Source organism: Pseudoalteromonas sp. S3776 (genome assembly GCF_005886915.1).
Classification (GTDB): domain Bacteria; phylum Pseudomonadota; class Gammaproteobacteria; order Enterobacterales; family Alteromonadaceae; genus Pseudoalteromonas.
In genome coordinates this window covers 59,997-83,205 of record NZ_PNCU01000042.1, presented here as the reverse complement: position 1 = coordinate 83,205, position 23,209 = coordinate 59,997, and the positions used below count along the sequence as shown (strand labels likewise).

Genomic DNA, 23,209 nt, shown 5'->3' with positions numbered 1-23,209 from the left:
TAAATGGCGTTAGTAATAAACACAACAGCAAGCACCTATTTTAAAGCCACCTTATTAGCAGTTACGGGTCTTTTACTTGCAGCGTGTAGTAGTAACAAGGCTAATAATTTTAAAGAAAGTGAGCTTAAACAAAGTAAATTAGTAACGCTTCCAAACGCCCAAGTTATTGCCACTTTTCCTGAGGCTAACCCAAGCAGCCGTGAATACGTAAATAACCGTGGCACATTTAAAGCGTACAAAGGGCGAGGGCAGTTATTAATTCAAAATAAAAATGCGATAAGCGCCGATATTTTTATAAATAACCAAAAGCTTAATATTACCAACCAACTCGCCGAGAATACTTTATATGAGTATTCGCTCGCAAGGCGCACTCATAACGGGGTTAATACTTTTAAGGTTGAAAATATTAAACCTAAAGGTGCAAGCCTTACCTTACGCTTTGAGTTTCCTACATTAAATACCGCCGCGCAAAGTAATATAGACTTTAACCAAGTAGATGCCCTTATTGAAAAAGACATACAAGCTGGTTTTCCGGGGGCGGTATTAGCCGTTGTTAAAAGTGGCGAACTCATAAAGCTTAGCGCCTATGGCGATGCCAAGCAGTACCAGCAAAGTGACTTAATGCTACTGCGCCCAGAGCCAATGCAAACACACACTTTGTTTGATTTAGCATCTAACACCAAAATATTTGCCACTAACTTTGCCCTAATGAAACTAGTAAGCGAAGGGCTTTTAAATATAAACAAGCCCGTGCAAAGTTATATACCCGAATACAAAGGCGATGGGCGCGAGCTGCGTACAGTAAAAGACTTACTCACACATTCAGCGGGTTACCCGCCGGTGTTTGATTTTCATCGAAAAAGCACTAAAAATGGTGAGGCGTATTTTTCACAAAATAGCCAAACTACTAAGCAGCTGTTACTGACGCAAGTACCGCTAAGTAATAAATACCCCGCACAAGCCGTTTACTCCGATATTGATTACATGATTTTAGGCGTACTAGTTGAGCGTATAACCGGGCAACCACTTGATGACTACCTAGAGCAAAACATTTATGCCCCACTAAAGCTAACTAATACGGTGTTTAACCCGCTTAAAAAGGGCTTTAAACGCGCTGAATTTGCAGCCACCGAGCTTAGCGGCAATACCCGCGATGGGCGTATTGCCTTTGATAATATTCGCACCAATGTTTTGCAGGGCGAAGTGCACGACGAGCGAGCATTTTATTCGTTTGATGGCGTAGCAGGTCATGCGGGTTTATTTAGTAATGCACCCGATTTAGTGGTGCTTTGCCAAGTGCTATTAAACCAAGGTGGTTTTGGCAATACCCAGTTATTTAGCGCATCAACCTTAGCGCAGTTTTTAACGCCACAATTAAACAACGAAACCTACGGCCTAGGCTTTAGGCTTGCAGGTAACAACCAAGCAAGGCGTTGGCACTTTGGCCCTTACGCAAGCCCACAAGCGTATGGCCACACTGGTTGGACGGGCACAGTTACGGTTATTGATCCAACCTACGATTTAGCCATTATTTTATTGACCAATGCGCGCCATACACCAATAAAAGGCACCCAAAAACACTACCAGTTTTTGGGCAAACAATACGAGACCGCGCAATATGGCTCGGTAGTATCGCTCATTTACGAAGCACTACTAAATCAATAAATTATCGTTTAGGTTAAAACGGCCTAAGTGCAGTGCCTTAAGTGATTTATTTGCAGGTGACTTAACTAAGCCAATCCATTAAGCTAAGCGGTTTACAAATTCAGGCCATATTTTTAAAACGGCCTGCAAAATAAGCGTTTCAACGTGAATAAGCGAACGCACTTCGCTATTAATAAAGGTTAATTTATGTCTTGGTATTCTATATTACCGCCGCTCATTGCTATCGCCATCGTGTTTTGGCGCAAAGAAGTAATAATGGCACTTTTGGTGGCTGTGGCTTCATCAGAACTTTTACTCGCTATGCAAGGCGAGGGTAATACCTTATTTGCTACATTTTTAAATACCATTGAGCGCATAATATCGGTAGCCAGCTCGCCAGGTAACACCCGCATTTTAATATTTAGTATTATGATTGGTGCCTTACTGGCCTACATTCGCGAATCAGGTGGCGTAGCAGCCACCGTTAATATGCTAATGAACAAAGGCATTGCAAAAAGTAAGCGCCAAGTTGGCTTTTTAACCATGTTTACCGGCATCGCGGTGTTTATAGAATCAAACCTAAGTGTATTAACCTCAGGTATTGTATCGCGCGGCTTGTTCGACAAATTTAAAATGAGCCGAGCGCGCCTTGCCTACATTATTGACAGTACCAGTGCGCCGGTATGTATTTTAATATTGCTTAACGGCTGGGGCGCATTTGTGCTGGGCTTACTTGGCAATTACGAGCTAAGCGAATCGGCTGTGTCTATTTTATGGGGTAGCGTAGGGTATAACTTTTACGCCATTATCACGCTAGTTATTGTGTTTTACACCATCGCGTTCGATAAAGTGCACGGCCCAATGAAAGACGCCGAGCAAAAGCTAGAGCTGCAAAAAACCGACCTAAAAGAAGAAGTAAAAGGCTCTAAAGCGCGCTTTATGCTAGTGCCACTGCTTACCTTAATTGTAAGCATGGTAGGCTTTATGTTTTACACTGGTAACGGTGTATTAGCAGAAGGTAGCGGCTCTAAATCGGTATTATACGCAACGGTGCTTGCTATTATTGTTGCCTACGTTTTAATGATCAGCTCGCGCCAATTTACTCACCATCAACTCGTCGACACCGGCTTTAAAGGCATGGGCGAGTTATTACCATTGGTGAGCATTGTATTGCTTTCACTTACACTGGGCGCAAGCTTAAAAGAGCTAGGTACCGGTGTATTTGTTGCATCGCTAGTGGGCGACTACTTACCTATTTACTTAATTGTACCTGTGCTGTTTGTCACCGGCGCGGTTATGTCGTTTACTACGGGTACATCGTGGGGCACATTTGCCATACTTATCCCTATTGGCGTACCACTTATTCAAGAGCTTGGCCTACCGCCATCACTTGTAGTAGGCGCTATCTTAGGTGGCGGCATATTTGGCGATCACTGCTCGCCTATATCCGACACCAGCGCCGTATCGGCACTCGCCTCGGGGTGTGACTTACTCACCCACGTTAAAACACAGCTACCGTATGCATTATTTGGTGGTGGTCTTACGTTTGTAGCGTACTTAGTAACAAGCATAATTGTGTTATAAAAACGTATTGTAAATACTGAGTTTTAATTAATTATAAAATGCCTTAAAAGCCTGCAAATATGCAGGCTTTTTTAGGGCATAAAACAAGGATTGTTAAAATGAAAAATAAAGCTTTTGTCCTTTTTAGTTTTTTATTGTTTTTGAACTCATGCTTTTACCAAGAAAGTGAAACAGAGCAATCTAATAGGTTAGCAAAAACATACCAGCTCGATATTAAAGCTGGCGATACTCGTTTATTTTTCCCTGAACAATTTTTAGGAGTTGGAGGCAACCCGCCTACACTTGAAATGCAAAGCACTTCTTTGAAGGATTCTTCAGAGTCACTTGATGGTATTGAAACCGCGTTGGAGGTTTATCCTGAAGGTTTTGTTTCCAAATTTATTAATGCTATTTATATTTCAGGGCCTATGCTTATTGAGGGGGCTGAAGCGGGGGGAACATATTCAAGAAATTCTATAATATTATCAAATATCTCAGATAAGAACGGTACTAACTTCAATTATGAAAATTCGTTACGGGGAGTTCATCACGAGCTTAGTTCTTTAATTTATTTACGCTCCCCTTTTGTTAATCTTGCATGGCAAGGTCTGTTGCCTGAAAGTTGGAGTCCTGCTTCCTCGAATTATGAGGCTTTAACGCAAGATAGAAGTATAGGGCCTGATTATGAAAATGGATTTTTGTCTACCTACGGTAAAACTAATATTGAGAACGACTTTAATATTTTCGCCGAATTTGCTTTTTCTGAGCCTGAAAAGCTACGAGACCTTGCAGCTAAGTATCCAACTATAGCTAAAAAGCTGAGTTTATTTATTACTGCATATAAGCAGGTTCTTCCTGAATATCAGCAGGGCTTCGAAGAGTATTTCACTAATACGGGTTTAAGCGATGTTGCTATAAAACCTGATAATGTAGAGATTACAATCCACAGTGATTTTAGTAATATTAAGCCTCAAATAATTCACTAAGTAAATTTAGTAAAGGGCTTATGTTTTACATATAGTCATGGTTCATACTTAAGATACTCCTCTGTTAAAGAAGCATAAATCGAATACTCTGAAGCAGCTTTTTATGTACCTTAAATCATTGTAATAGTAACTTGTCTGGATTTCTCTACGTAACTTTAAATGATATGATTTCACCAATTAAATAATAAATAAGGACATTTTTATGGATATTATGATTGGTCAGCAAGCTCTTAAAAAGAAAAATCAGCTAACTCAGTTATCAGAGCGAGCAATCGGTCGAGACTTCAAAGAGCAAGCAGCATTAGCTATACAAATGACTCAATGCAGTGCAGCTGTTTATAGGAGGTTACAGCGCACTTACAAATCAACTGTAACGCCACGAGATGAAAAAAGAGTTAAAGCCGGAGGCTTGAGTACACAGTCAGTAACTTTTTCCACAAGTAATAATAGCCAAAAATCTTTTAATAGCTTACTACCTGCAATGCGTGGTGGGAGAGCCGCACCAACTAATACTTCCAAAACATCCAATGATGTTGCCGTTGCTTCTAATCAACCACAAGCAGTTAATTTGTTAGCTTTATTACACCCTGTAATAAGTAGTGATATTATGAAAACAGGTAACGCAGTAGAAAAAACAGCTACTATATTAGGACTGGTCACAACTACAGTTGGTTTTGTTGTTCCTGGAGGTGGAGCAGTATCCTCTATTGTTAGTTGGGTAGGTAGTGGCGCTACTTATTCAGGTTTCACTATGTCAAGAATACGTCCTGATGCGCCGGATAGAGCCTATCATCAATTAACTAACTACATTACGTGTTTAGCGGCTTGGAATAAAAAAGCTTGTGAGCTAATTGATATAGCAGATCCAAATGGGCAATGGACTTTTCGGGATATTGAAAACGGATTCTCATAGAGTTAAGGCTGAAAAGACAGGTTTAAATACTTAAGGTGAGGACTCAACTAAATAAACGAAAGCCTGCTATAACGCAGGCTTTTTTGTTTTAAATATGCAGGTAAGTACCCGTATTTATATTTTTTAGGTTATTGTATAGCATGAGCCTTAAGCTTTTTTAATAGCTATAAATTCTTACTTTTTAACTTATACAAGGCTGTAAACCCACACTATGTTTGTAATAGATAATATCATTCTTGTTAGTGCCATTTTAATTTTACTAGGGGTTATCTCGAGCAAGCTATCTGCGCGCGTTGGCTTACCCGTGCTGGTGCTATTTTTACTGGTGGGCATGCTTGCAGGTGAAGACGGTATTGCCGGTATATCATTCGATAACGCAGAGGCTGCGCATGCTCTGGGCACGTTAGCACTGGCTATTATTCTATTTGATGGTGGGCTACAAACGCCAACCAGCTCTATTAAACAAGTGTGGAAACCTGCTTCGGCTTTAGCAACGGTCGGGGTGCTTTTAACGGCTGTAATTACCGGCCTTGTCGCTACTTATATTTTAGACTTACCCGTATTACAAGGCGTTTTGCTGGGCGCTATTGTGGGCTCTACAGATGCCGCAGCCGTATTTGCACTTTTACGTAGCGCCGGTATTCACTTAAATAAAAAGCTTAAATCAACCCTTGAAATAGAAAGTGCCTCGAACGACCCAATGGCTATTTTTTTAACGGTTGGTTTGCTCGAAATGCTAGTGAACGACATGCCAATAGGGCTGGGTTTACTGCAGTTATTTGCGCAGCAAAAGGGTGTAGGCGCTGTGTGTGGGTTTTTAATTGGTAAAGTATCGGTGTGGTTTATTAATCGAATTAAACTAAATGCATCGGGTTTGTATTTAGTGATGGTAACGGCATTTGGTCTGCTTTCTTTTGGCCTTTCCGCAACGCTTGGTGGCAGCGGGTTTTTAGCTGTATTTATAACGGGTGTTATTTTAGGTAACAGTAAATTTGTATATAAACGTGGTATTTTCCTGTTTCATGATGGCTTAGCCTGGCTTGGGCAAATAACCATGTTTGTTGTATTGGGCTTGCTTATTAACCCATCGTCATTGGTCAACGTATGGTTAGAAGGGTTGTTAATTGCACTGGCCCTTATTTTTGTTGCTCGCCCATTAGCTGTTGCGCCTATTTTAAAACTGTTTGGCTTTAATAATCGCGAAACCTTGTTCGTATCTTGGGTGGGCCTTAGAGGCTCAGTACCTATTATATTAGCTATATTCCCGCTGTTGTTTGGCCTCTCAGGGGCTGAGCTAATTTTTAATGTGGTGTTTTTCGTGGTGTTAATATCAGCTACTTTGCAAGGCTCAACTATGCCTTGGATAGCTAAAAAATTAAATTTAGTAGAGCCGCCACCCGATTTAGCAGCTGCAACACTCGAAATTACCGCACTAAACGATATTGATATAGAAATTGTAGAGTACACGTTAAGTGAGGTTTCTCGCGTTTCTGGGCGCAGTTTGTCACACGCTGCACTGCCTGAAAGTGTGGTTGTTGCTATGATCACTCGAGGGCCGTCAATCATACCGCCACGCGGTTCAACTAAGTTAAAAGCAAACGATCATTTATTTGTTGTTTTAAAACCAAATAACAGGCCGTTTGTAGACTTAGTTTTTACTGCAACCGATAAAACAAACCATCAAGATAGTCACTTAGCGCATAACGAACTTAAAGTGAAAGGGGTCACCTTGGTAGGAGACATATTTTACTCTTACCACATGCACATAGATGCCCCAGAGGACATAAGCCTAGAAGAGGTAATCAACCAAAAACTCGGTGAAGAGGTGACTAAAGGCTCAGTGGTTGTTATTGGTAATGTTCAACTGCGCGTTATAACCATGGTAAATACACGTATAGTGACCATTGGCTTAAAGTACTTGAGCAATCCAGAAAAGCGACTTTTAAAGCAGTAACTATTTACAATAATTTATTAGATGGTGACACCGCGTTTATAGCGGACGTACGTTGGGTTGAGTAACACGAAACCCAACGTATCTCCAATGTAGTTTGCACCTATAAAGCCAAGTATATGTATATTTTTGTAGGCGCATAGCTTGCTGGCGCGTCGGGCGTTAGCCCGAAATAAATGCAACTGTTGATAATTCGATATTTGGACTATTTAAAGGGAATTAAATGAAAGAGATTAAAGAATTCAATTGGAGTAAAGCAACTAAGCCCCCATTAGAAGAGTATTTTCCTGCTGATAAATTAGATCGTGCTCGTTACGCCACATTTTTATCAAGACTATTGGCTCAAGAGGGTTTTGACGAAACCAGAGCTGGCGAAGACCAAAAGAAAAACTATGTATTAAACTTAAATGCGGAGTGGGGGGCAGGGAAAACGTATTTTCTTAAGCGTTGGTCACAGGAATTAATAGTAGATTACCCCGTGGTTTATATTGATGCATGGCAGCAAGACTATTCAGACGATCCATTTTTAACTGTAATTTCGGGTATCATCAAGCAGCTTCAACTTCAGGCTAAGTTTAATATAACTATTCCTAAAAGCGCAGTTTCAATGTTTAAGGCTGTTGCCCCCGCGATTGCACAAGGCTTAACTAAAAAAATATCAGGCATAGATTTAGACGAGCTACACACATTATTATTTTCAGATGATGAAGTTGATAGCGAGCTACAGCCAAGCACTAATAAACCGTCTGGCAGTGATTTTTCGCCCGCTGTAAAGTCGCTTGCTCAAAACTTAATTAAAGATCATGAAGCTAAAAATAAGAGTATTGAAGTAATAAGATCTAAGTTAGCTGATTGGGTTAGTAAGTTTGAAAAGCAGAAAGATAAGTCGCTACCGATATTTATTTTTATTGATGAATTAGATCGTTGCCGCCCAAGTTATGCAGTAGAAATGTTAGAGACGATTAAACATATTTTTGATGTTAAAGGTATCGTGTTTGTTGTAGCAACAGATACAGAACAACTCCAACATACAATCAAATCAATTTATGGTGAAGGGTTTGATGCAAAGATTTATCTAGGCCGCTTTTTTAATAGTCGCTATAGTTTAAAGCGTCCTGTTTTAAAAGACTTTTTATCAGTGCATAGCGATACAACTAAATTTGAAAACGCGTATTTAGAAAGTATAAATATTGAGCTGCTCCCCCGTACAGAAACCCCAGAAACTGCCTTAGCTAATATTTCTGTTGTATTAGATGCCTTTCAGGTATCTCCAAGAACAGCTATTCAAATTACTGAACGCATTACTTCCATTATTGTAAATTTATCAAGTGGCAAAAAAGTAGATGTACTGATTTTAACCGTCTTATTTTGTATTTATGAGAAAGAACACTCACTTTATGAAGAGATAATTAGTGGTAAGTTCAAGAGAGCCCAATTAGACAATAAAGGCGATACTCAAAATATAAGGTTATCCGATTATTTATCTGAAAAAATATTACCTAATGATTTAGAAAGAGACGTTATATTTTTCATAGATCCAAAATTATATAGCAAAAATCCGGACTGTATAGTTAACCGGTACGAGGATGCTGAGAACAAAATGAAATTAAAGCATTACATTGAATATTTTTTCTGCAAAATTTTTGTAGATGAAATGCCACTTGTTTTTGCTGAATTCGGAAACACTGGTAGGAGGAAGTTAACTGAATTAGCGCAAGCTGACAAAGATTTAAGGGAATCTGATAATTCTAAACCTTATGAGGTAGCTAGGTTACTGGTTAAATATATCTACATAAAAGATAAATACAACAAAATTACTAAAGAGCAATATCGTGATTTTATAGAGCTTTCCTCTCCATTAGATTACATGGGCGATAGTTAATAACTATCTCCGTGCAGCGCGAAGCGCCTCTGTGTTCTCGGTGGTAATATTTATCTAAATTACCACTAACCTTAACTGAGCAGGCTATCCTAAGCCCCACATTGCCTAAGCCCATTTCCTGCATGTTTGAGCCCAATAATTTGCCCTTTACCATTATGTGTCATAGCTAACATATCACCCGTATTTATATCGCTTTCTACCGCATGTTTACCCTTTAAATCACTGAGCAGTGACTGCTTAATTTGTACCAGCACCTCGTCATTACAACTGGCTATGTACCAGTCGTTATCTACCTTTACGAGCGTGCCGTATTCTATGTGGCGTTGCTGGTGCAAGCGCAGGTTATTGGCATGTTGAGTATCGAGCGCGTGTTTTTGCTCGGTGATGGCGCTTGTGTAACTTCCGGATAAATCTATTTCGTGAGTTTTGATAATTGAATAGTCGTAAATGTCTATAGTTTTAAATGGGCTGTTAAGCACGGTTTTTGGCGCGTGGTTAATGCCATTGCTACTATCAAACACAACAAATGCGAACACGCCCAGTGCGCAGGCGAGGCTTGCAAGTTGTAGAGTAAAGCCAAGCTTTCTAGGCTTTGTGTGCATGGCTTTATTAAGTAGCGCTTTTTGCTGAGCAGCGCTAAGTGTAGTGCGTGTTTTTCGCTCTTTATAATGTTGTGTGAGCTTTTGGTCAAACTGCTCATCAGGCTTGTTCATTGTTTGCTCCTAATAAACGTTTAAGGTTTTGTTTGGCATAGCGCAACCGCGTTTTTACGTTTTCATGGTTGCTTTGGGTTATAAGCGCTATGTCGGCAAGGCTAAAGCCTTCTTGCTGTAAGGTAATGGCTTCGCGTTGTACAAAGCTTAGCTGTTTAAGTGCACTATCGAATGCCTGGTAACTTATATCGCTAATGCTACTACTTTGCTCATTTTGCTGCGCGGGGAGATGAGTGTTTTCGTCAAGTTCTACAAAGCGCTGCTGTTTGCGGTATTCGTCTATGAGTGTGTTGCGTGCGAGCTTAAATAACCAGGCTTTTGGCGTGGTTTGCGCTTGGTAAAGGTGGCGTTTTTCCATTACCTTTAGCCATGTTTGTTGGCTTACGTCGTATGCTAAATGTGTATTAGATTGCGTTACCAGATAATGGTACAAATCGTTACTGTATAAGGCAATAAGTTGCTCTAAGTGACGGTTGTCGCCACTTTTTGCGTAACTTGCCATGCAATCCTTGCTTGGCGTTTCAAATAACCATGACTTAATACTTAGTAGCATAGGCGTTTAGTCCGTTAAATAGAGTTATCTAATTTAAAATCGAGCTGTACAGTTTGATCTGTTTGTAATTGTGCCACACCTTCTATTACTTTGGGGCGATATTTCCAGCGTTTAATAGCTCTTATTGCTTCGCGGTCAAAAGTGCGTTTTGGCTCTGCGTTTATTACAACTGGATTTATTACTTCGCCGGTCGGTGAAATACTAAAGCTAAGTTGTACCCAGCCCTCAATGCCGTCACGAGCAGCAGACGTTGGGTATTTAGGGTTTATACGCACTATGGGCGTTGCATCTCCCGTAGGGCGGTTAATGGTGCTATTTATATCATCACCAAAATCGTCAATAGTGACCGGCATTACGTCGTTTATAGCAATTACAGGGTCGTTTGCTGTATCTATGGGTGGTGCCTTAGGCGGTGTTTTTGGCACCGGCGGTGGCGGCTGTATTTTTTGTATATGCCTTACTTGTGAATCCTCTGGTGCCTGAAAAATCTCTACAATAATATCGCCGCCGGGTTTAATCGGTGCGCGCTGCTCGCCAGATATTAAATATTGCATAAACGCAAAAGCCGCAAAGGTCATTACTGCACCGCCAATTACGGCGGTTGATGTTTTAATAAATGCTGAGTTATTGGGTACTTCAAGTGTATGCATAAGCCGCTCCGAGTAAATTTATTTGGGTTATTTAAAAGCTATAACGGAGGGCAAATCAAAAAGGGGTTAAATAATTTTATAAAAATTGCGGGGTTTAGTTACAATAGCGTTTTGTATTCTTTTACTTATAAACTTTTAGGCTGTTATGCAACTCATACAAATAGATAAAGCACGTTACCGTAAGCATTTAAATCGGGTAATTGTAGGTTGTGCAGCGGGTTTAGCTGTTGGCAGCTTGGCAATATCGCAAACATTAATTGCGCTATTTCCTGATGAAAGCGGGAGCCATTTTCATTGGAATTTAACCGGTGTTGTTATAACTAGTTTGGCGATTGGCTGGCTGTTAAATAAATACCGTACCCATAGTTTTATGACCGAAGTAGTGTACGTGTGGGAGCTAAAACAAGCGCTTAATCAAATAACCCGTAAAATGCCAAAACTAAAAGCGGCAGGGCGCGAAGGTAATGCCGATGCACTGTTAGCGATTCATTATAGTTATGCGGGCTCGCGGCTTTTATGGCAGCTTGACGATAACACCATTACCATGGACGAGTTAGCGATAAAACAAGCGGAGCTTGATAGTGTGGCGGCCAAGTATAACCTGACTTTAAATGCCGATGACTATAACGAGAGTATATTAAAACAGTTTTAAAGCCTAGGTTATTAAATTAGCGAAAGGAGCTCTAATGAAAAAAGTACTGATAGTGTGTTTAGGTAATATTTGCCGCTCGCCAACAGCAGAGGCGGTGTTAAAAGCGCGTGCTAAAAAATTAGGTGTAGAGGTAAAAGTAGACTCGGCAGGGACTATTGGCTACCACGAAGGTAAAACGCCAGATAGCCGCTCAATGGCTGCGGGTGAAAAACGCGGTTATAGCTTTAAAGGAATTTTTTCGCGCCCAGTACGTACTAGTGATTTTACTGAGTTTGATTTAATTTTAGCGGCCGACACACAAAATTTAGCTGACTTAAAAGCGCAGTGCCCCACCCATTTACATTACAAGCTGGCATTGTTTTTAGAATACGGCGAGCAAAGCCAAAGCGCCATACCCGACCCATACTACGGCGGCGATGACGGCTTTGAAAATGTGCTCGATTTAATTGAAGCCGCAAGCGATAAAATACTCGCAAAGCTTTGAATAAAACTACCTGAACAAAAAAGACGCGATTTAATACCTTGCGTGTTATCTGGCTATTTTAAAGTCGAGCTGTACTTGCGTACTTGCAACAACGGGTTGGCCGTCTTCAAATTTTGGTGCATAACGCCATTTTTTAAGTGCTGTAAGTGCTGACCTTTCAAACTCTTTACCCCCTTGTGAGCTAACTACCTCTGGGTTTTTAACAAAGCCTGCGGTATCTACATCAAATTCAACAACCACGATGCCGTCTCGCATTTGGCGCGCTTTGTTTTGCGGGTATGTTGGGTTTTCACGGTATATTGGCGTTTGCTCTTGTGTTTCTTTCCACGGCACCATTTTAGCAATTGCTAAACAATGCTTAGTGGCTTGTTCGCTTTGGCCTGTTTTTTCGTAAAGGTTAACTAGCTTTGAGTGCGCAGTAAGCTCAGCGCTGTGATCAAAGCTTAAGTTGTTATCAAATACCGATACAACACGGTTTAGTCGTTCAATGGCTTCATTGTATTTTTTCTTACCTTGAGCAAATGATGCCATTAAAAAGTCGGCTTTAATGCGCTCTACGGTGTTGTCGTCTAAGTTGTTACGGTAGTAGTCATCGGCTTGGTTAAGCAGTGTTTTAGCTTTATGGTATTTTTTATGGGCAAATTTTTTGGCTAGCAATGAGGCTGCTTCAAATTGCATGTCGGCAACAAATTTAGGGTTGTTTTGTGTTTTAGCTATTTTAATTACACGGTCGTAATCGTTATCGGCTTGATAGGCTGAGTCAGTGTTTTCTGCTTTGCCAATTAGCGCATCAATTGTTTCTATTGCATTTTCACCGTGGTTACTTGCCAGTATTGAATAGGCTTGCGAGTACAGCTCGTAACGCATTTCGGTTACGTTTTTTTTGCTGCTTATTGTGCGTGGCGCTGTGATTGCTTTGGCATAATTAATAGCAAGGCTTGCGGTGTTATCGCTTTTGTCACCATAAAACGTAAGCCCTGTCGTGTAGGCTAATTTGGCAGCTTGTTCTATATTTTCATCTTTTTTAACAGCCGTTAAATAACTTTGGTATGCATCAGAAAAGGCGGCTTTATCATCGCTAACTTGGCTTGCAATGGTCTGTGCTGTAAAAGCAGTAAAGGTTAATCCAATAACTAAGGCGAGGTGTTGTGCTTTCATAATAATCCCTATTAGTGTTCAATCTAGAAACAAAATACCACAAATGAGAATAGTAGTCATTATTGTCTACGCGCTTTGCTTTTACATTAATAAGCTCAAAACACAATTGTGAAGTAAATTTAAAATAGCAAAGCAGAGTTTGATTGTCACCTTTTTAGGTAAGTGCAGTCGCTGTTCAAGGCTGTACTTTTATTACGAGTAAATATTGAAAACAGTGGCTGCCGTCGCCATATATTTGCCATAAACTATGTTGTACTACGATCTAAATTTAAACGTTTGTGATATTATCACCTCATGGTGTCGTAGTTATTTAATTATTTGGATTTGTCGTGGCGCAAGTAAGAGCAAGAGCCCAGCTAAATGTTGGCAAAAATAGTGATATTCCCGCAGAAATAGTGTCTTTTAGTGGCTTAAAAGACGGCCAAGAACACGTTGCATTTGTGTTTAACAATGCCGACTCACAGCAGTCTGTGCCGCTTATTCGCATGCACTCTGAATGTTTAACCGGTGATGTGTTTCATTCATCGCGTTGCGATTGCGGCGAGCAGCTAAATGAGTGTATTGAAATGATGCACGAACAAGGCGGCGTGTTATTGTATTTGCGCCAAGAAGGCCGTGGCATTGGTTTATATAATAAAATTGACGCTTACGTACTGCAATCACAAGGTATGAACACCTACGAGGCTAACAATCACTTAGGCTTTGCCGATGACTTGCGTGATTTTTCGGATGCGGTATTAATGCTTAACGCACTTAATTTAAACCACGTTAAATTAATGACCAATAACCCTAAAAAGCTTAATGCATTAAAAGATGCTGGCATTGAAGTAGACACGGTTATTGGCACTCATGCGCACATTAAAGCAGGGCTTACAGGTAACAAAGCGTACCTAGAAACCAAAATTAAACACGGCGCGCATATGTTAGATATTAAAAAAATTAAAAAACCTTAACTATTTAATCATGTAGTGTCTGTTAATCCCCCTACACGCCAAGTTATACTTGGCGTGTTTTGTTTAATCTAAGAGCCAGTATGTCTAACGAATTACGAATTTTTAAAGCCGATGCCGGGCTAAAGTGGTTTAAAGCCGGTTGGCATATTTTTAAAACCCAGCCATTTACTTTTGTAGTTATGCACTTATTAATAGGCATAGTTGGCTTACTGTCGTTATTTTTACCTTTATTGCAAGTTGTAGCAGCTCTTGCTACGCCTTTTTTAACCGCCGGTTTTTACCAAGCGGTACTTAGCAAGCAGCAAGGCGGTAAAATTATGCTGGCCGACATACTTAAACCTTTTAGCGCAAAAGGAAACCGTTTAGGGCTATTACGTTTAGCGCTTTACCAAATGGGGGCGGGTATTTTAATGGCCTTGTTAGCCAATGGCTTATTTGCTGATGCCGTGGCTATTATGAGCCAAGAAGGACTTGATCCTAACGTTGCGCTTGAGCAAACCTTAAATAGTATTTCGGGTGCAAGCGTGGTGCTATTTTTAGTGGCAATGGCGGTGTATTTAATGGCGTTTGCTTACGCGGTACCGCTTATTTATTTTAGTAAAGAAAAACGTATTTTAACGGCGCTCAAAAATTCATTATTAGTTTTTTACCATAACTTATTTGCGCTAAGTGTGTTTGGCATTATTTGTATACTATTTATGGCGCTTTCTATGTTCTTATCGTTCTTACCGCTGTTGATTTTAATGCCAATTTGCTACATTAGCTTTTTTGTATCTTATCAGGCTATTTTTATGCCAGTTGTACCGCCAAGTGACGACAGTAACATTAAGCCACTTAGCAGTGAACAAAGCGGGCGCTTTGACGCTTAATGGATGATAAGTTAAAACAAAAGCTTAAAAACTATGTACTGTGGTTACTTGGGCGCCAAGAGTATTCGCGCCGCGAGTTAACCTTTAAGCTTCAACAAAAAGAAGCCAGCGACGAGTTTATAGAAACCCTGCTTAATTGGTGTGAAGAGCACAATTTTATTAACGAGCAACGCTACTGCGAAGGGTTTGTTAGAAAACACATTTTTAAAGGCCATGGCTTAAAGCGCATTCAAAGCGAAGCCATAGGCAAAGGGATTGACCGTTCACTACTTGAAAGGGTGGTTGAAGAGCTTGAAATAGACTGGTTTGAGCTTGCGCAGGAAGCGTACAACAAAAAGTATTCCACTACACCGGCAAACCTCGAGTATAAAGATAAGGCCAAGCGCGTGCGCTACTTAATGTACCGAGGATTTAGCTACGATGAAATTGATTTTGCAATGCAAGCACAGTAAATACAGGTGAGATTTTCACATGCAGCACATGACTACGGCACAACTTAGGCAACAGTTTTTAGACTTTTTTGCCAGCAAACAGCACCAAATTGTCCAATCGGCTTCACTTATTCCGGGTAACGATGCCACGTTGTTATTTAACAATGCCGGCATGGTTCCTTTTAAAGATGTGTTTTTAGGCGCCGAAACTCGCCCTTACACGCGTGCTACAAGTGCACAGCGTTGTGTGCGTGCAGGTGGTAAACATAACGATTTAGAAAACGTAGGTTACACAGCGCGTCACCATACATTTTTTGAAATGCTAGGTAACTTTAGTTTTGGCGATTACTTTAAACAAGACGCTATTAAGTTTGCGTGGGAGTTTTTAACAGAGGTTGTTAAATTACCACAAGAAAAACTACTTGTTACTATTTACCACGACGATGAAGATGCATTTGGCTTTTGGCACAACGATATTGGCCTAAGCGAAGATCGTATTATTCGTATTGCTACCTCAGATAACTTTTGGTCAATGGGCGATACAGGCCCGTGTGGTCCGTGTTCTGAAATATTTTACGATCACGGTGAGCACATTTGGGGTGGTCCTCCAGGCTCGCCTGAAGAAGATGGCGACCGCTTTATCGAAATTTGGAACCTGGTATTTATGCAGTACAACCGTCAAAGCGACGGGACTATGGAGCCGCTGCCTAAACAGTCTGTTGATACAGGTATGGGCCTTGAACGTATTGCTGCCATTTTACAGGGTGTGCACTCAAACTACGAAATCGACTTATTCCAAGGCTTAATTGCAGCTGCGGCAAGTGTGACTAACGCACAAGACTTAAACGACAAGTCATTACGTGTAGTGGCGGATCATATTCGTTCGTGTGCGTTTTTAATTTCTGATGGGGTTATGCCATCAAACGAAGGCCGTGGTTATGTATTGCGTCGTATTATTCGCCGTGCAGTACGCCATGGTAACAAGCTTGGTGCACAAGGCGCGTTTTTCTACAAATTAGTAGCTGCGCTTATTGAGCAAATGGGCCAAGCCTATCCAGAGCTTGCAAAGCAGCAAGAAATTATCGAAAAAGTACTGCGCATTGAAGAAGAACAATTTGGTAAAACCCTTGAGCGTGGCTTAGCTATTTTAGAAGAAAGCCTAAGCGAGCTTAAAGGCGATGTTATTCCTGGTGATTTAGTATTTAAACTATACGACACCTATGGGTTTCCGGCTGACTTAACAGCCGATGTAGCCCGTGAGCGCCAAATGACAATAGACCATGCAGGCTTTGAAGAGTGCATGGCTGTACAACGTAAAACAGCGCAGCAAGCGGGTAAATTTGGTGCCGATTACAACGAGCAGTTAAAATCAGAAAAACACACTGAGTTTAAAGGCTACGACAGCACACATCACAGCGCTACAGTAGTAGAAGTGTTTGCAAATGGTGAATCGGTTTCTATTTTAGAAGACGGCCAACAAGGCATTGTCGTACTTAACCACACGCCATTTTATGCAGAATCGGGTGGCCAAACAGGCGATACCGGTACAATTACTGTTGCTGGTGGCGAGTTTAGCGTGACTAATACCACGAAACTGGGTAATGCGTTTGCACACCACGGTAGCGTACAAGGGCGTATCGCGGTAAACGATAAAGTAGATGCCACTATTGATGATGCACGCCGTGAACGCATTAAGAAAAACCATACAGCTACGCATATTTTACACGAAGCACTGCGCCAATTATTAGGTGAGCACGTAAGCCAAAAAGGCTCGCTGGTTGAGCCTGATCGTTTACGCTTTGACTTTTCGCACTTTGAAGCGGTAACTAAAGAAGAGCTACGTGAAGTTGAGCGTGTAGTTAACGATGAAATTCGCCGTAACTTTGCCCTGAACACTGAGCTTATGGCGATTGATGACGCTAAAGCAAAAGGAGCAATGGCGCTGTTTGGTGAAAAGTACGACGATGAAGTACGCGTAGTCACCATTGGCGATTACTCAATTGAACTGTGTGGCGGTACGCACGTAGAGCGCGCTGGTGATATTGGCTTATTTAAAATTGTATCTGAAAGCGGTATTGCTGCGGGCGTACGCCGTATTGAAGCAGTAACAGGCGCAGATGCAGTAGCCTATGTGAGCGAGCAAGAAAAACAGCTTAACGATGTAGCGGCGCTGGTAAAAGGTGATAGCGCATCGGTACTTGAAAAAGTAACTGCGCTTCTTGAAAAGTCTAAAGGCCTTGAAAAGCAAATTGCACAGCTTAACGATAAGTTAGCCAGTGCAGCGGGTGCGTCTTTACTTGATTCGATTGTTGAAATTAATGGCGTTAAGCTACTTGTGGCAAATGTTGAAGGGACTGAATCTAAAGCGCTTCGTGGCATGGTTGACGACCTTAAAAACAAGATTGGTTCAGGTGTTATTGCTCTAGGTGTTGCCAGTGGTGAAAAAGTGAGCCTAATTGCCGGTGTAACAAAAGATTTAACCGGTAAAGTTAAAGCCGGTGAGCTCGTAAACCACATGGCTGGCCAAGTAGGCGGTAAAGGGGGCGGTCGTCCTGATATGGCACAAGCGGGTGGCTCTCAGCCTGAAAACTTAAACGCTGCGCTTGAGAGCGTGACTGCCTGGGTAAGCGAGAAAGTTTAAGCTTACGTGGCACTTATTGTCCAAAAGTTTGGCGGCACTTCGGTTGGCTCTATTGAGCGAATAGAAGCGGTCGCCGACCTTGTTGTTAAAACGAAGCAGCAAGGGCATCAAGTGGTTGTGGTTCTGTCGGCCATGTCGGGAGAAACCAACCGCTTAATCAATCTCGCCAAGCAAATAGATACTCGCCCGAGTAGCCGAGAACTAGACGTACTAATAAGCACCGGGGAGCAGGTTTCTGTTTCGCTCCTTGCTATGGCTATTATAAAGCGTGGCCATTCTGCTGTAAGCCTACTAGCCGACCAGGTTAATATTCAAACCGATAACATGTTTGGTAAAGCCCGTATTGAAGAGGTGGCTGCGACGCGTTTAAAGCATGAGCTTGAGCATAATCGAATTGCAATTATTGCCGGTTTTCAGGGGCGCGATGTAGAGGGGAATATTACAACCCTTGGACGCGGCGGCACCGATACCTCTGCGGTAGAAATAGCCGCGGCAATAAAAGCCGATGAATGTCAGATCTATACCGACGTTGATGGCGTATACACTACAGATCCTCGTGTAGAACCAAACGCGCAGCGAATGCGCCATGTAACGTTTGCCGAAATGCTAGAGCTGGCAAGCTTAGGCGCAAAAGTATTGCATATTCGTGCTGTTGAGTCGGCTGGTAATCATAAAATGCCGCTAAGGGTGCTTTCGAGTTTTGAGCCCGATGAAGGAACGCTAATAAGTTTTGAGGAGAGCGATATGCCAACTGAGGTTGTGTCGGGGATTGCATTTAATCGTGACGAATGCTTGATAAAGGTACATGGCGTACCATACTGTGTTCATTCTCTTACAAAAATTTTGAAACTTTTTGCAGAAAATGGCATCGAAATAGATATGATTAGTCAAGTTAATCATAACTTTGAAAAAATAGACTATGCTTTTACTGTGCATTCAAATGACTATTTGCAAGCACACGATTTACTTTCTCAACAACAGGTAAATCTGCAGGCTGATAGCATTTCTAGTGATACAACAGTTGCAAAGGTGTCGGCTGTTGGCATAGGAATGAAGTCTCACAGTGGTGTAGCGCATCAATTTTTTGATGCATTGGCGCAAGAAGGCATACACATAGCTTTAATATCGACATCTGAAACCAAGGTATCGGTTTTAATTGATGAGAAGTACTTAGAGCTAGCAGTAAGAGCGTTACACTCAGAATTTTTAACAGAAAATGGATAGTTTGGGAGTTTTTACTTACTTTTCAATCAATTTTTCATTAAAATGGTCAAGCGGAATCTTATAATTTATTGGAACATGGGAGCAAGAGAATGCTAATACTAACTCGTAGAGTAGGTGAAACCCTAATGATTGGTGACGAAGTAACTGTTACTGTATTAGGTGTTAAAGGAAATCAAGTTCGAATTGGTGTTAACGCACCTAAAGACGTTTCAGTGCATCGTGAAGAGATTTACATGCGTATACAAGCTGAAAAGTCTAACCCTAATCCGGGCAATGCTTAATCAACACGTATATTTAGCTGAGTAATGCACTTAGCTATACCAAAAGCCACTCACTGAGTGGCTTTTTTGTTTATAAAATCGCGCATTTCATCGGTTAATACACTGCTAGAAATATATTGCATACCTTTATTATGGTGCACTAAGTAGCCGTGGTTGGTTTTAATAATATGGGTTATTTCTGCCCACTTAAATGTATGGCTTTTATAATGATTCTCGGTGCTAATAGCGTCATCGGTAAACGAAAGAGTAACCGTTGAGCCCGAAGCACGACTAAACATTTGGCGCGTAACCCACCAAGGCCTACGGTAATAAAAGGCAATGCATTCTAAAACACCCAGCATTATTAAAAATGACCCTAGGTAATGATCGTCTATAACGTAAATACTAATTAAACCTAAGCACACCAGCAATGCCAGCAAAAAGTATTTTGGCTTGGCAGCTTTACTATAAGAGTGGGACTCGTCAAAGCATTCGTAGTAGTAGGGTTTATCGAGTGTGTAAGTGGTGGTCAGTGCCATAATTGCTAATAAATAATAGTTTTCGCTATTTTACCAAGCTAGTGTAAAAATCACACCCGTTAATATTTGCTATGTACTTAAATAGGTAGAAGCAGCTTTTTGTTTACGCATAAAAAAACGGCTTATTAAAAGCCGTTTTTTTACGTTACCAAGCAGATTAACAGTTAGTTTCTTCTGCGTTAACGCCTTCTTTTACATTTTCACATGCATCTTCTACAGAGTTTTGCACGTCAGTTACTGCTTCATCAATACGCTCACCTGCTTCTTCTGCGTGGTTGTCTTCACAGCCCATCATAAAGAAACCTGCAAATACCGCGATTAGTGCTGCTTTTAAAGTTGTAGAGTTCATAATGTAATTCCTTGTATGTGTTAATTAATTAGTGTTTTTAAGTGTTAGTGGCTACCTGGGCGATTTACCGCGCAGTGCACCTGATACTAAAGAAATCACTAAAAGTACTAAAAAGATAAAAAATATAATTTTTGCTATACCAGCTGCGGCACCTGCGATACCACCAAAACCTAACACTGCAGCGATTAAAGCAATAACTAAAAATGTAATTGTCCAGCGTAACATTGTTTTCTCCTTGGTTATCAAATTCGTTCGAAAGTAATAATGCGAGTTGCGTGCCAGAGTTTAATTTTGTTAATTTTCAATGTGTTATGGTTTTATGAGCGAAGATTGTAAATTTAGGATTGGTAAGTTTTACGTTTAACGATGTAACTTATTCACACTATTGTAAATAGAGTAGAAAAATTAATATTTTTTATATGCTGCCGCTTACTTTCTTGGTAAGACCAATTTACATTTTTAACCACAGTGGGTTTTTCGCTGTTATTTAACTTACTATTTTTTATGACTTTTAAGTTGTTTTGGATTTAACCATATAATCTTTGCCTATAACGGTTATTTATATCATCTATATCTAAGCTAATTTTACCCTTTATTAGCTATGTTAACTATTGTGACTGTATGTTAGTTTAATTTTAATTGGTTTTACCAATTGACAGGTGGTGGACAAAGTTAAAAGTTTTGTTATCATTTGGTGAATAATTATTTAAATAAAGCGATTTTTTATATCGCTATATAGTGCAGGGGGAGAAAAATGGATATAGGAGCTGTTCTCACAACCGCAGGTAGCTTGATGCTTACCGGCATGGTGGGTGTGTTTATATTTCTTTCAATATTGATTGGTGCTGTAACACTTATGTCTAACTTGGTTGCTCGTTTTGATGTGGCTGAAGTTGCAATACCGGTTAAATCACCATCTTTAAAATCTCAAGGTGTGCCAAGCGAGCACATCGCTGCTATTAGTGCTGCCATTGCTCAGTACAAATCAAATAATAAATAAGAGGCACACATGGCTAAATTAAAATTAACAGAGCTTGTTTTACGCGATGCTCATCAGTCTTTACTTGCAACTCGTATGCGCTTAGATGACATGCTACCTATTGCTAGCAAACTTGATGATGCCGGTTATTGGTCTATTGAGTCGTGGGGCGGCGCTACATTTGACTCGTGTATTCGTTATTTAGGTGAAGATCCGTGGGAGCGTATTCGTGCCCTTAAAAAAGCAATGCCCAATACTAAACAGCAAATGCTATTACGCGGACAAAATTTATTGGGTTACCGCCACTACGCCGATGACGTGGTAGAAAAGTTTGTAGAGCGAGCTCACAAAAATGGTGTAGATGTATTTCGTATTTTTGACGCCATGAACGATGTACGTAACTTAGAAACTGCAATCAAAGCGGCTGTAAAAGTAGGTGCTCACGCGCAAGGTACAATTTCTTATACTGTAAGCCCAGTGCATACGCTTGATATGTGGTTAACCCTTGCAAAACAGCTAGAAGATTTAGGTTGTCACTCTATTTGTATTAAAGATATGGCGGGCTTATTAAAACCTTACGATGCTGAGCAACTTATTAAAGGGCTTAAAGAAACGGTCTCAATCCCTATTGCTATGCAGTGCCATGCAACGACAGGACTAAGTACAGCGACGTATCAAAAAGCCATCGATGCAGGCATTGATATGCTTGATACCGCTATTTCTTCAATGAGTATGACTTATGGTCATTCAGCGACAGAAACCATAGTGGCAATTGTTGAGGGAACCGCACGCGATACTGAATTAGATTTAAACCAGCTAGAAGAAATAGCCGCTTACTTTAGAGATGTACGTAAAAAGTACGCTGCCTTTGAGGGGAGCCTTAAAGGTGTTGATGGCCGTATTTTACTCGCGCAGGTACCTGGTGGCATGTTAACCAACATGGAAAACCAACTTAAAGAACAAGGCGCAGCAGATAAGCTAAATGAAGTATTGCTTGAGATCCCACGCGTGCGTGAAGATTTAGGTTTTATCCCGTTAGTTACTCCAACATCGCAAATTGTAGGCACACAAGCAGTACTTAATGTGCTTACGGGTGAGCGTTATAAAACAATTACCAAAGAAACCGCCGGTGTTTTAAAAGGCGAATATGGTTTAACACCCGCACCTATGAACAAAGAGTTGCAAGAGCGAGTGCTTGATGGTCAGGATGTAATTACGTGCCGCCCTGCTGATAATATAGCCCCTGAACTTGCATCGCTTGAAGCCGAGCTACAAAAAGAAGCGCAAGAGCAAGGTTTAACACTTGCTGATGAGCAAATAGATGATGTGCTTACCTATGCATTATTCCCACAGGTTGGCCTTAAGTTTATTAAAAACCGTAACAACCCAGATGCCTTTGAAGCCGCGCCAAGCGCCGATGACACTAACGCTAAGCCTGCTGCAAAACCTGCAAGTAACAAAGGTGTTAGCGCTGAGCAATACAGCGTTAAAGTTGACGGTAAAGTGTATGATGTCGTGGTTGCGCAAGGTGGCGAGCTTAAAGAGGTAACGCTTAAAGACTCAGAGCATTTACCACAATCTGCATCGGTTGCATCAGGTGAAACACTGAATGCCCCATTAGCAGGTAATATTTTTAAAGTAAAAGTAAAAGCAGGCCAAGCCGTAAACGAAGGCGATGTGGTTGTTATTATGGAAGCAATGAAAATGGAAACCGAAGTTCGTGCAATGCACTCAGGTACTGTGGCTGAGGTCTTAGTGTCTGAAGGTGATGCTGTGACAACGGGCGATGCAATTATAGCGATGGCGTAGGAGTAG

The 23,209-nt window shown here is 40.9% G+C and carries 23 protein-coding genes; 16 read left to right on the top strand and 7 right to left on the bottom strand.

Annotated elements, in window-relative coordinates; genetic code table 11:
- The first annotated feature begins 3 nt into the window (after positions 1 to 3).
- From pbp4b to CWC16_RS16015, 6 genes are all read left to right on the top strand, one after another.
- The gene (gene pbp4b, locus CWC16_RS16040; protein ID WP_138542229.1) at positions 4 to 1,665 is read left to right on the top strand and encodes a penicillin binding protein PBP4B; all 1,662 of its coding nucleotides are present in this window, start codon (positions 4 to 6) and stop codon (positions 1,663 to 1,665) included.
- 186 nt (positions 1,666 to 1,851) lie between these two features.
- Positions 1,852 to 3,228 (top strand): Na+/H+ antiporter NhaC family protein, encoded by a 1,377-nt coding sequence (locus CWC16_RS16035; protein WP_138542228.1) that lies wholly within the window; start codon positions 1,852 to 1,854, stop codon positions 3,226 to 3,228.
- A gap of 98 nt (positions 3,229 to 3,326) precedes the next feature.
- Positions 3,327 to 4,193, top strand: a complete 867-nt coding sequence (locus CWC16_RS16030) for a hypothetical protein (protein ID WP_138542227.1) — start codon at positions 3,327 to 3,329, stop codon at positions 4,191 to 4,193.
- Between the two features lie 202 nt (positions 4,194 to 4,395).
- On the top strand, positions 4,396 to 5,106 hold the full coding sequence (locus CWC16_RS16025; RefSeq protein WP_104643284.1) for a hypothetical protein: 711 nt from the start codon (positions 4,396 to 4,398) through the stop codon (positions 5,104 to 5,106).
- 211 nt (positions 5,107 to 5,317) lie between these two features.
- Complete coding sequence (locus tag CWC16_RS16020; protein WP_138542226.1) at positions 5,318 to 7,060, top strand: potassium/proton antiporter; 1,743 nt, start codon at positions 5,318 to 5,320, stop codon at positions 7,058 to 7,060.
- Positions 7,061 to 7,280: 220 nt separating this feature from the next.
- Positions 7,281 to 8,939 (top strand): KAP family P-loop NTPase fold protein, encoded by a 1,659-nt coding sequence (locus CWC16_RS16015; RefSeq protein ID WP_138542225.1) that lies wholly within the window; start codon positions 7,281 to 7,283, stop codon positions 8,937 to 8,939.
- A gap of 89 nt (positions 8,940 to 9,028) precedes the next feature.
- Here CWC16_RS16015 and CWC16_RS16010 read toward each other — a convergent pair whose 3' ends face one another.
- Genes CWC16_RS16010 through CWC16_RS16000 form a run of 3 tightly spaced genes read right to left on the bottom strand, consistent with a single transcriptional unit; the run spans position 9,029 to position 10,855 of the window.
- Positions 9,029 to 9,652, bottom strand: coding sequence for a hypothetical protein (locus CWC16_RS16010; RefSeq protein ID WP_138542224.1), 624 nt, complete (start codon positions 9,650 to 9,652; stop codon positions 9,029 to 9,031).
- The gene (locus CWC16_RS16005; RefSeq protein ID WP_138542223.1) at positions 9,639 to 10,205 is read right to left on the bottom strand and encodes an RNA polymerase sigma factor; all 567 of its coding nucleotides are present in this window, start codon (positions 10,203 to 10,205) and stop codon (positions 9,639 to 9,641) included. The genes CWC16_RS16010 and CWC16_RS16005 overlap by 14 nt, the downstream gene beginning before the upstream one ends.
- 14 nt (positions 10,206 to 10,219) lie before the next feature.
- Complete coding sequence (locus tag CWC16_RS16000) at positions 10,220 to 10,855, bottom strand: energy transducer TonB (RefSeq protein WP_138542222.1); 636 nt, start codon at positions 10,853 to 10,855, stop codon at positions 10,220 to 10,222.
- Positions 10,856 to 11,000: 145 nt separating this feature from the next.
- Between CWC16_RS16000 and CWC16_RS15995 the strand changes: the two genes are divergently transcribed.
- Complete coding sequence (locus tag CWC16_RS15995; RefSeq protein WP_138542221.1) at positions 11,001 to 11,507, top strand: DUF3087 domain-containing protein; 507 nt, start codon at positions 11,001 to 11,003, stop codon at positions 11,505 to 11,507.
- A 34-nt stretch (positions 11,508 to 11,541) separates the two neighbouring features.
- The gene (locus CWC16_RS15990) at positions 11,542 to 11,991 is read left to right on the top strand and encodes a low molecular weight protein-tyrosine-phosphatase (protein ID WP_138542220.1); all 450 of its coding nucleotides are present in this window, start codon (positions 11,542 to 11,544) and stop codon (positions 11,989 to 11,991) included.
- Between the two features lie 45 nt (positions 11,992 to 12,036).
- Here the strand turns inward: CWC16_RS15990 and CWC16_RS15985 are convergent, their stop codons facing one another.
- Entirely contained in the window at positions 12,037 to 13,149 is a 1,113-nt protein-coding gene (locus CWC16_RS15985; RefSeq protein ID WP_138542219.1) for a TonB family protein, read from the bottom strand.
- Positions 13,150 to 13,478: 329 nt separating this feature from the next.
- Between CWC16_RS15985 and CWC16_RS15980 the strand changes: the two genes are divergently transcribed.
- The 6 genes from CWC16_RS15980 to csrA all read left to right on the top strand — a co-directional run bounded on the left by CWC16_RS15980 (position 13,479) and on the right by csrA (position 19,548).
- On the top strand, positions 13,479 to 14,102 hold the full coding sequence (locus tag CWC16_RS15980; RefSeq protein WP_055016555.1) for a GTP cyclohydrolase II: 624 nt from the start codon (positions 13,479 to 13,481) through the stop codon (positions 14,100 to 14,102).
- An 80-nt stretch (positions 14,103 to 14,182) separates the two neighbouring features.
- A complete protein-coding gene (locus tag CWC16_RS15975) occupies positions 14,183 to 14,971 on the top strand; it encodes a BPSS1780 family membrane protein (protein WP_055020335.1) in 789 nt (262 codons plus the stop codon).
- Entirely contained in the window at positions 14,971 to 15,423 is a 453-nt protein-coding gene (locus CWC16_RS15970; RefSeq protein ID WP_055016553.1) for a regulatory protein RecX, read from the top strand. The genes CWC16_RS15975 and CWC16_RS15970 overlap by 1 nt, the downstream gene beginning before the upstream one ends.
- Before the next feature lie 19 nt (positions 15,424 to 15,442).
- A complete protein-coding gene (alaS, locus tag CWC16_RS15965) occupies positions 15,443 to 18,043 on the top strand; it encodes an alanine--tRNA ligase (protein WP_138542218.1) in 2,601 nt (866 codons plus the stop codon).
- A 6-nt stretch (positions 18,044 to 18,049) separates the two neighbouring features.
- Complete coding sequence (locus tag CWC16_RS15960; protein WP_138542217.1) at positions 18,050 to 19,267, top strand: aspartate kinase; 1,218 nt, start codon at positions 18,050 to 18,052, stop codon at positions 19,265 to 19,267.
- An 89-nt stretch (positions 19,268 to 19,356) separates the two neighbouring features.
- Positions 19,357 to 19,548: a carbon storage regulator CsrA gene (gene csrA / locus CWC16_RS15955; protein ID WP_004587515.1), complete on the top strand. Its 192-nt coding sequence runs from the start codon at positions 19,357 to 19,359 to the stop codon at positions 19,546 to 19,548.
- 50 nt (positions 19,549 to 19,598) lie between these two features.
- On the opposite strand, the gene CWC16_RS15950 is transcribed toward csrA, so the two are convergent.
- From CWC16_RS15950 to CWC16_RS15940, 3 genes are all read right to left on the bottom strand, one after another.
- Positions 19,599 to 20,066 (bottom strand): YcxB family protein, encoded by a 468-nt coding sequence (locus CWC16_RS15950; protein WP_138542216.1) that lies wholly within the window; start codon positions 20,064 to 20,066, stop codon positions 19,599 to 19,601.
- A gap of 157 nt (positions 20,067 to 20,223) precedes the next feature.
- A complete protein-coding gene (locus CWC16_RS15945; protein WP_004587517.1) occupies positions 20,224 to 20,415 on the bottom strand; it encodes a hypothetical protein in 192 nt (63 codons plus the stop codon).
- A gap of 51 nt (positions 20,416 to 20,466) precedes the next feature.
- Entirely contained in the window at positions 20,467 to 20,640 is a 174-nt protein-coding gene (locus tag CWC16_RS15940) for a DUF1328 domain-containing protein (protein ID WP_002961939.1), read from the bottom strand.
- Between the two features lie 529 nt (positions 20,641 to 21,169).
- Here CWC16_RS15940 and CWC16_RS15935 point away from each other — a divergent pair.
- Together CWC16_RS15935 and oadA are read left to right on the top strand one after the other, a co-directional pair.
- Positions 21,170 to 21,415, top strand: coding sequence for an OadG family protein (locus CWC16_RS15935; protein WP_055018682.1), 246 nt, complete (start codon positions 21,170 to 21,172; stop codon positions 21,413 to 21,415).
- A gap of 9 nt (positions 21,416 to 21,424) precedes the next feature.
- Positions 21,425 to 23,203, top strand: a complete 1,779-nt coding sequence (gene oadA / locus CWC16_RS15930) for a sodium-extruding oxaloacetate decarboxylase subunit alpha (protein ID WP_055016548.1) — start codon at positions 21,425 to 21,427, stop codon at positions 23,201 to 23,203.
- Positions 23,204 to 23,209 lie beyond the last annotated feature (6 nt).

Excerpts from the sequence above, each read along its gene's own strand:
- CWC16_RS15975 (WP_055020335.1), top strand. The coding sequence starts at position 14,183 with ATGTCTAACGAATTACGAATTTTTAAAGCCGATGCCGGGCTAAAGTGG.
- alaS (WP_138542218.1), top strand. The coding sequence starts at position 15,443 with ATGCAGCACATGACTACGGCACAACTTAGGCAACAGTTTTTAGACTTT.
- CWC16_RS16005 (WP_138542223.1), bottom strand. The coding sequence starts at position 10,205 with ATGCTACTAAGTATTAAGTCATGGTTATTTGAAACGCCAAGCAAGGAT.
- CWC16_RS15995 (WP_138542221.1), top strand. The coding sequence starts at position 11,001 with ATGCAACTCATACAAATAGATAAAGCACGTTACCGTAAGCATTTAAAT.
- CWC16_RS15935 (WP_055018682.1), top strand. The coding sequence starts at position 21,170 with ATGGATATAGGAGCTGTTCTCACAACCGCAGGTAGCTTGATGCTTACC.
- CWC16_RS16030 (WP_138542227.1), top strand. The coding sequence starts at position 3,327 with ATGAAAAATAAAGCTTTTGTCCTTTTTAGTTTTTTATTGTTTTTGAAC.
- CWC16_RS16010 (WP_138542224.1), bottom strand. The coding sequence starts at position 9,652 with ATGAACAAGCCTGATGAGCAGTTTGACCAAAAGCTCACACAACATTAT.
- CWC16_RS15990 (WP_138542220.1), top strand. The coding sequence starts at position 11,542 with ATGAAAAAAGTACTGATAGTGTGTTTAGGTAATATTTGCCGCTCGCCA.
- CWC16_RS15970 (WP_055016553.1), top strand. The coding sequence starts at position 14,971 with ATGGATGATAAGTTAAAACAAAAGCTTAAAAACTATGTACTGTGGTTA.
- oadA (WP_055016548.1), top strand. The coding sequence starts at position 21,425 with ATGGCTAAATTAAAATTAACAGAGCTTGTTTTACGCGATGCTCATCAG.
- csrA (WP_004587515.1), top strand. The coding sequence starts at position 19,357 with ATGCTAATACTAACTCGTAGAGTAGGTGAAACCCTAATGATTGGTGAC.
- CWC16_RS16035 (WP_138542228.1), top strand. The coding sequence starts at position 1,852 with ATGTCTTGGTATTCTATATTACCGCCGCTCATTGCTATCGCCATCGTG.
- CWC16_RS15985 (WP_138542219.1), bottom strand. The coding sequence starts at position 13,149 with ATGAAAGCACAACACCTCGCCTTAGTTATTGGATTAACCTTTACTGCT.
- CWC16_RS16015 (WP_138542225.1), top strand. The coding sequence starts at position 7,281 with ATGAAAGAGATTAAAGAATTCAATTGGAGTAAAGCAACTAAGCCCCCA.
- CWC16_RS15950 (WP_138542216.1), bottom strand. The coding sequence starts at position 20,066 with ATGGCACTGACCACCACTTACACACTCGATAAACCCTACTACTACGAA.
- CWC16_RS16025 (WP_104643284.1), top strand. The coding sequence starts at position 4,396 with ATGGATATTATGATTGGTCAGCAAGCTCTTAAAAAGAAAAATCAGCTA.
- pbp4b (WP_138542229.1), top strand. The coding sequence starts at position 4 with ATGGCGTTAGTAATAAACACAACAGCAAGCACCTATTTTAAAGCCACC.
- CWC16_RS15945 (WP_004587517.1), bottom strand. The coding sequence starts at position 20,415 with ATGAACTCTACAACTTTAAAAGCAGCACTAATCGCGGTATTTGCAGGT.
- CWC16_RS15940 (WP_002961939.1), bottom strand. The coding sequence starts at position 20,640 with ATGTTACGCTGGACAATTACATTTTTAGTTATTGCTTTAATCGCTGCA.
- CWC16_RS16020 (WP_138542226.1), top strand. The coding sequence starts at position 5,318 with ATGTTTGTAATAGATAATATCATTCTTGTTAGTGCCATTTTAATTTTA.
- CWC16_RS16000 (WP_138542222.1), bottom strand. The coding sequence starts at position 10,855 with ATGCATACACTTGAAGTACCCAATAACTCAGCATTTATTAAAACATCA.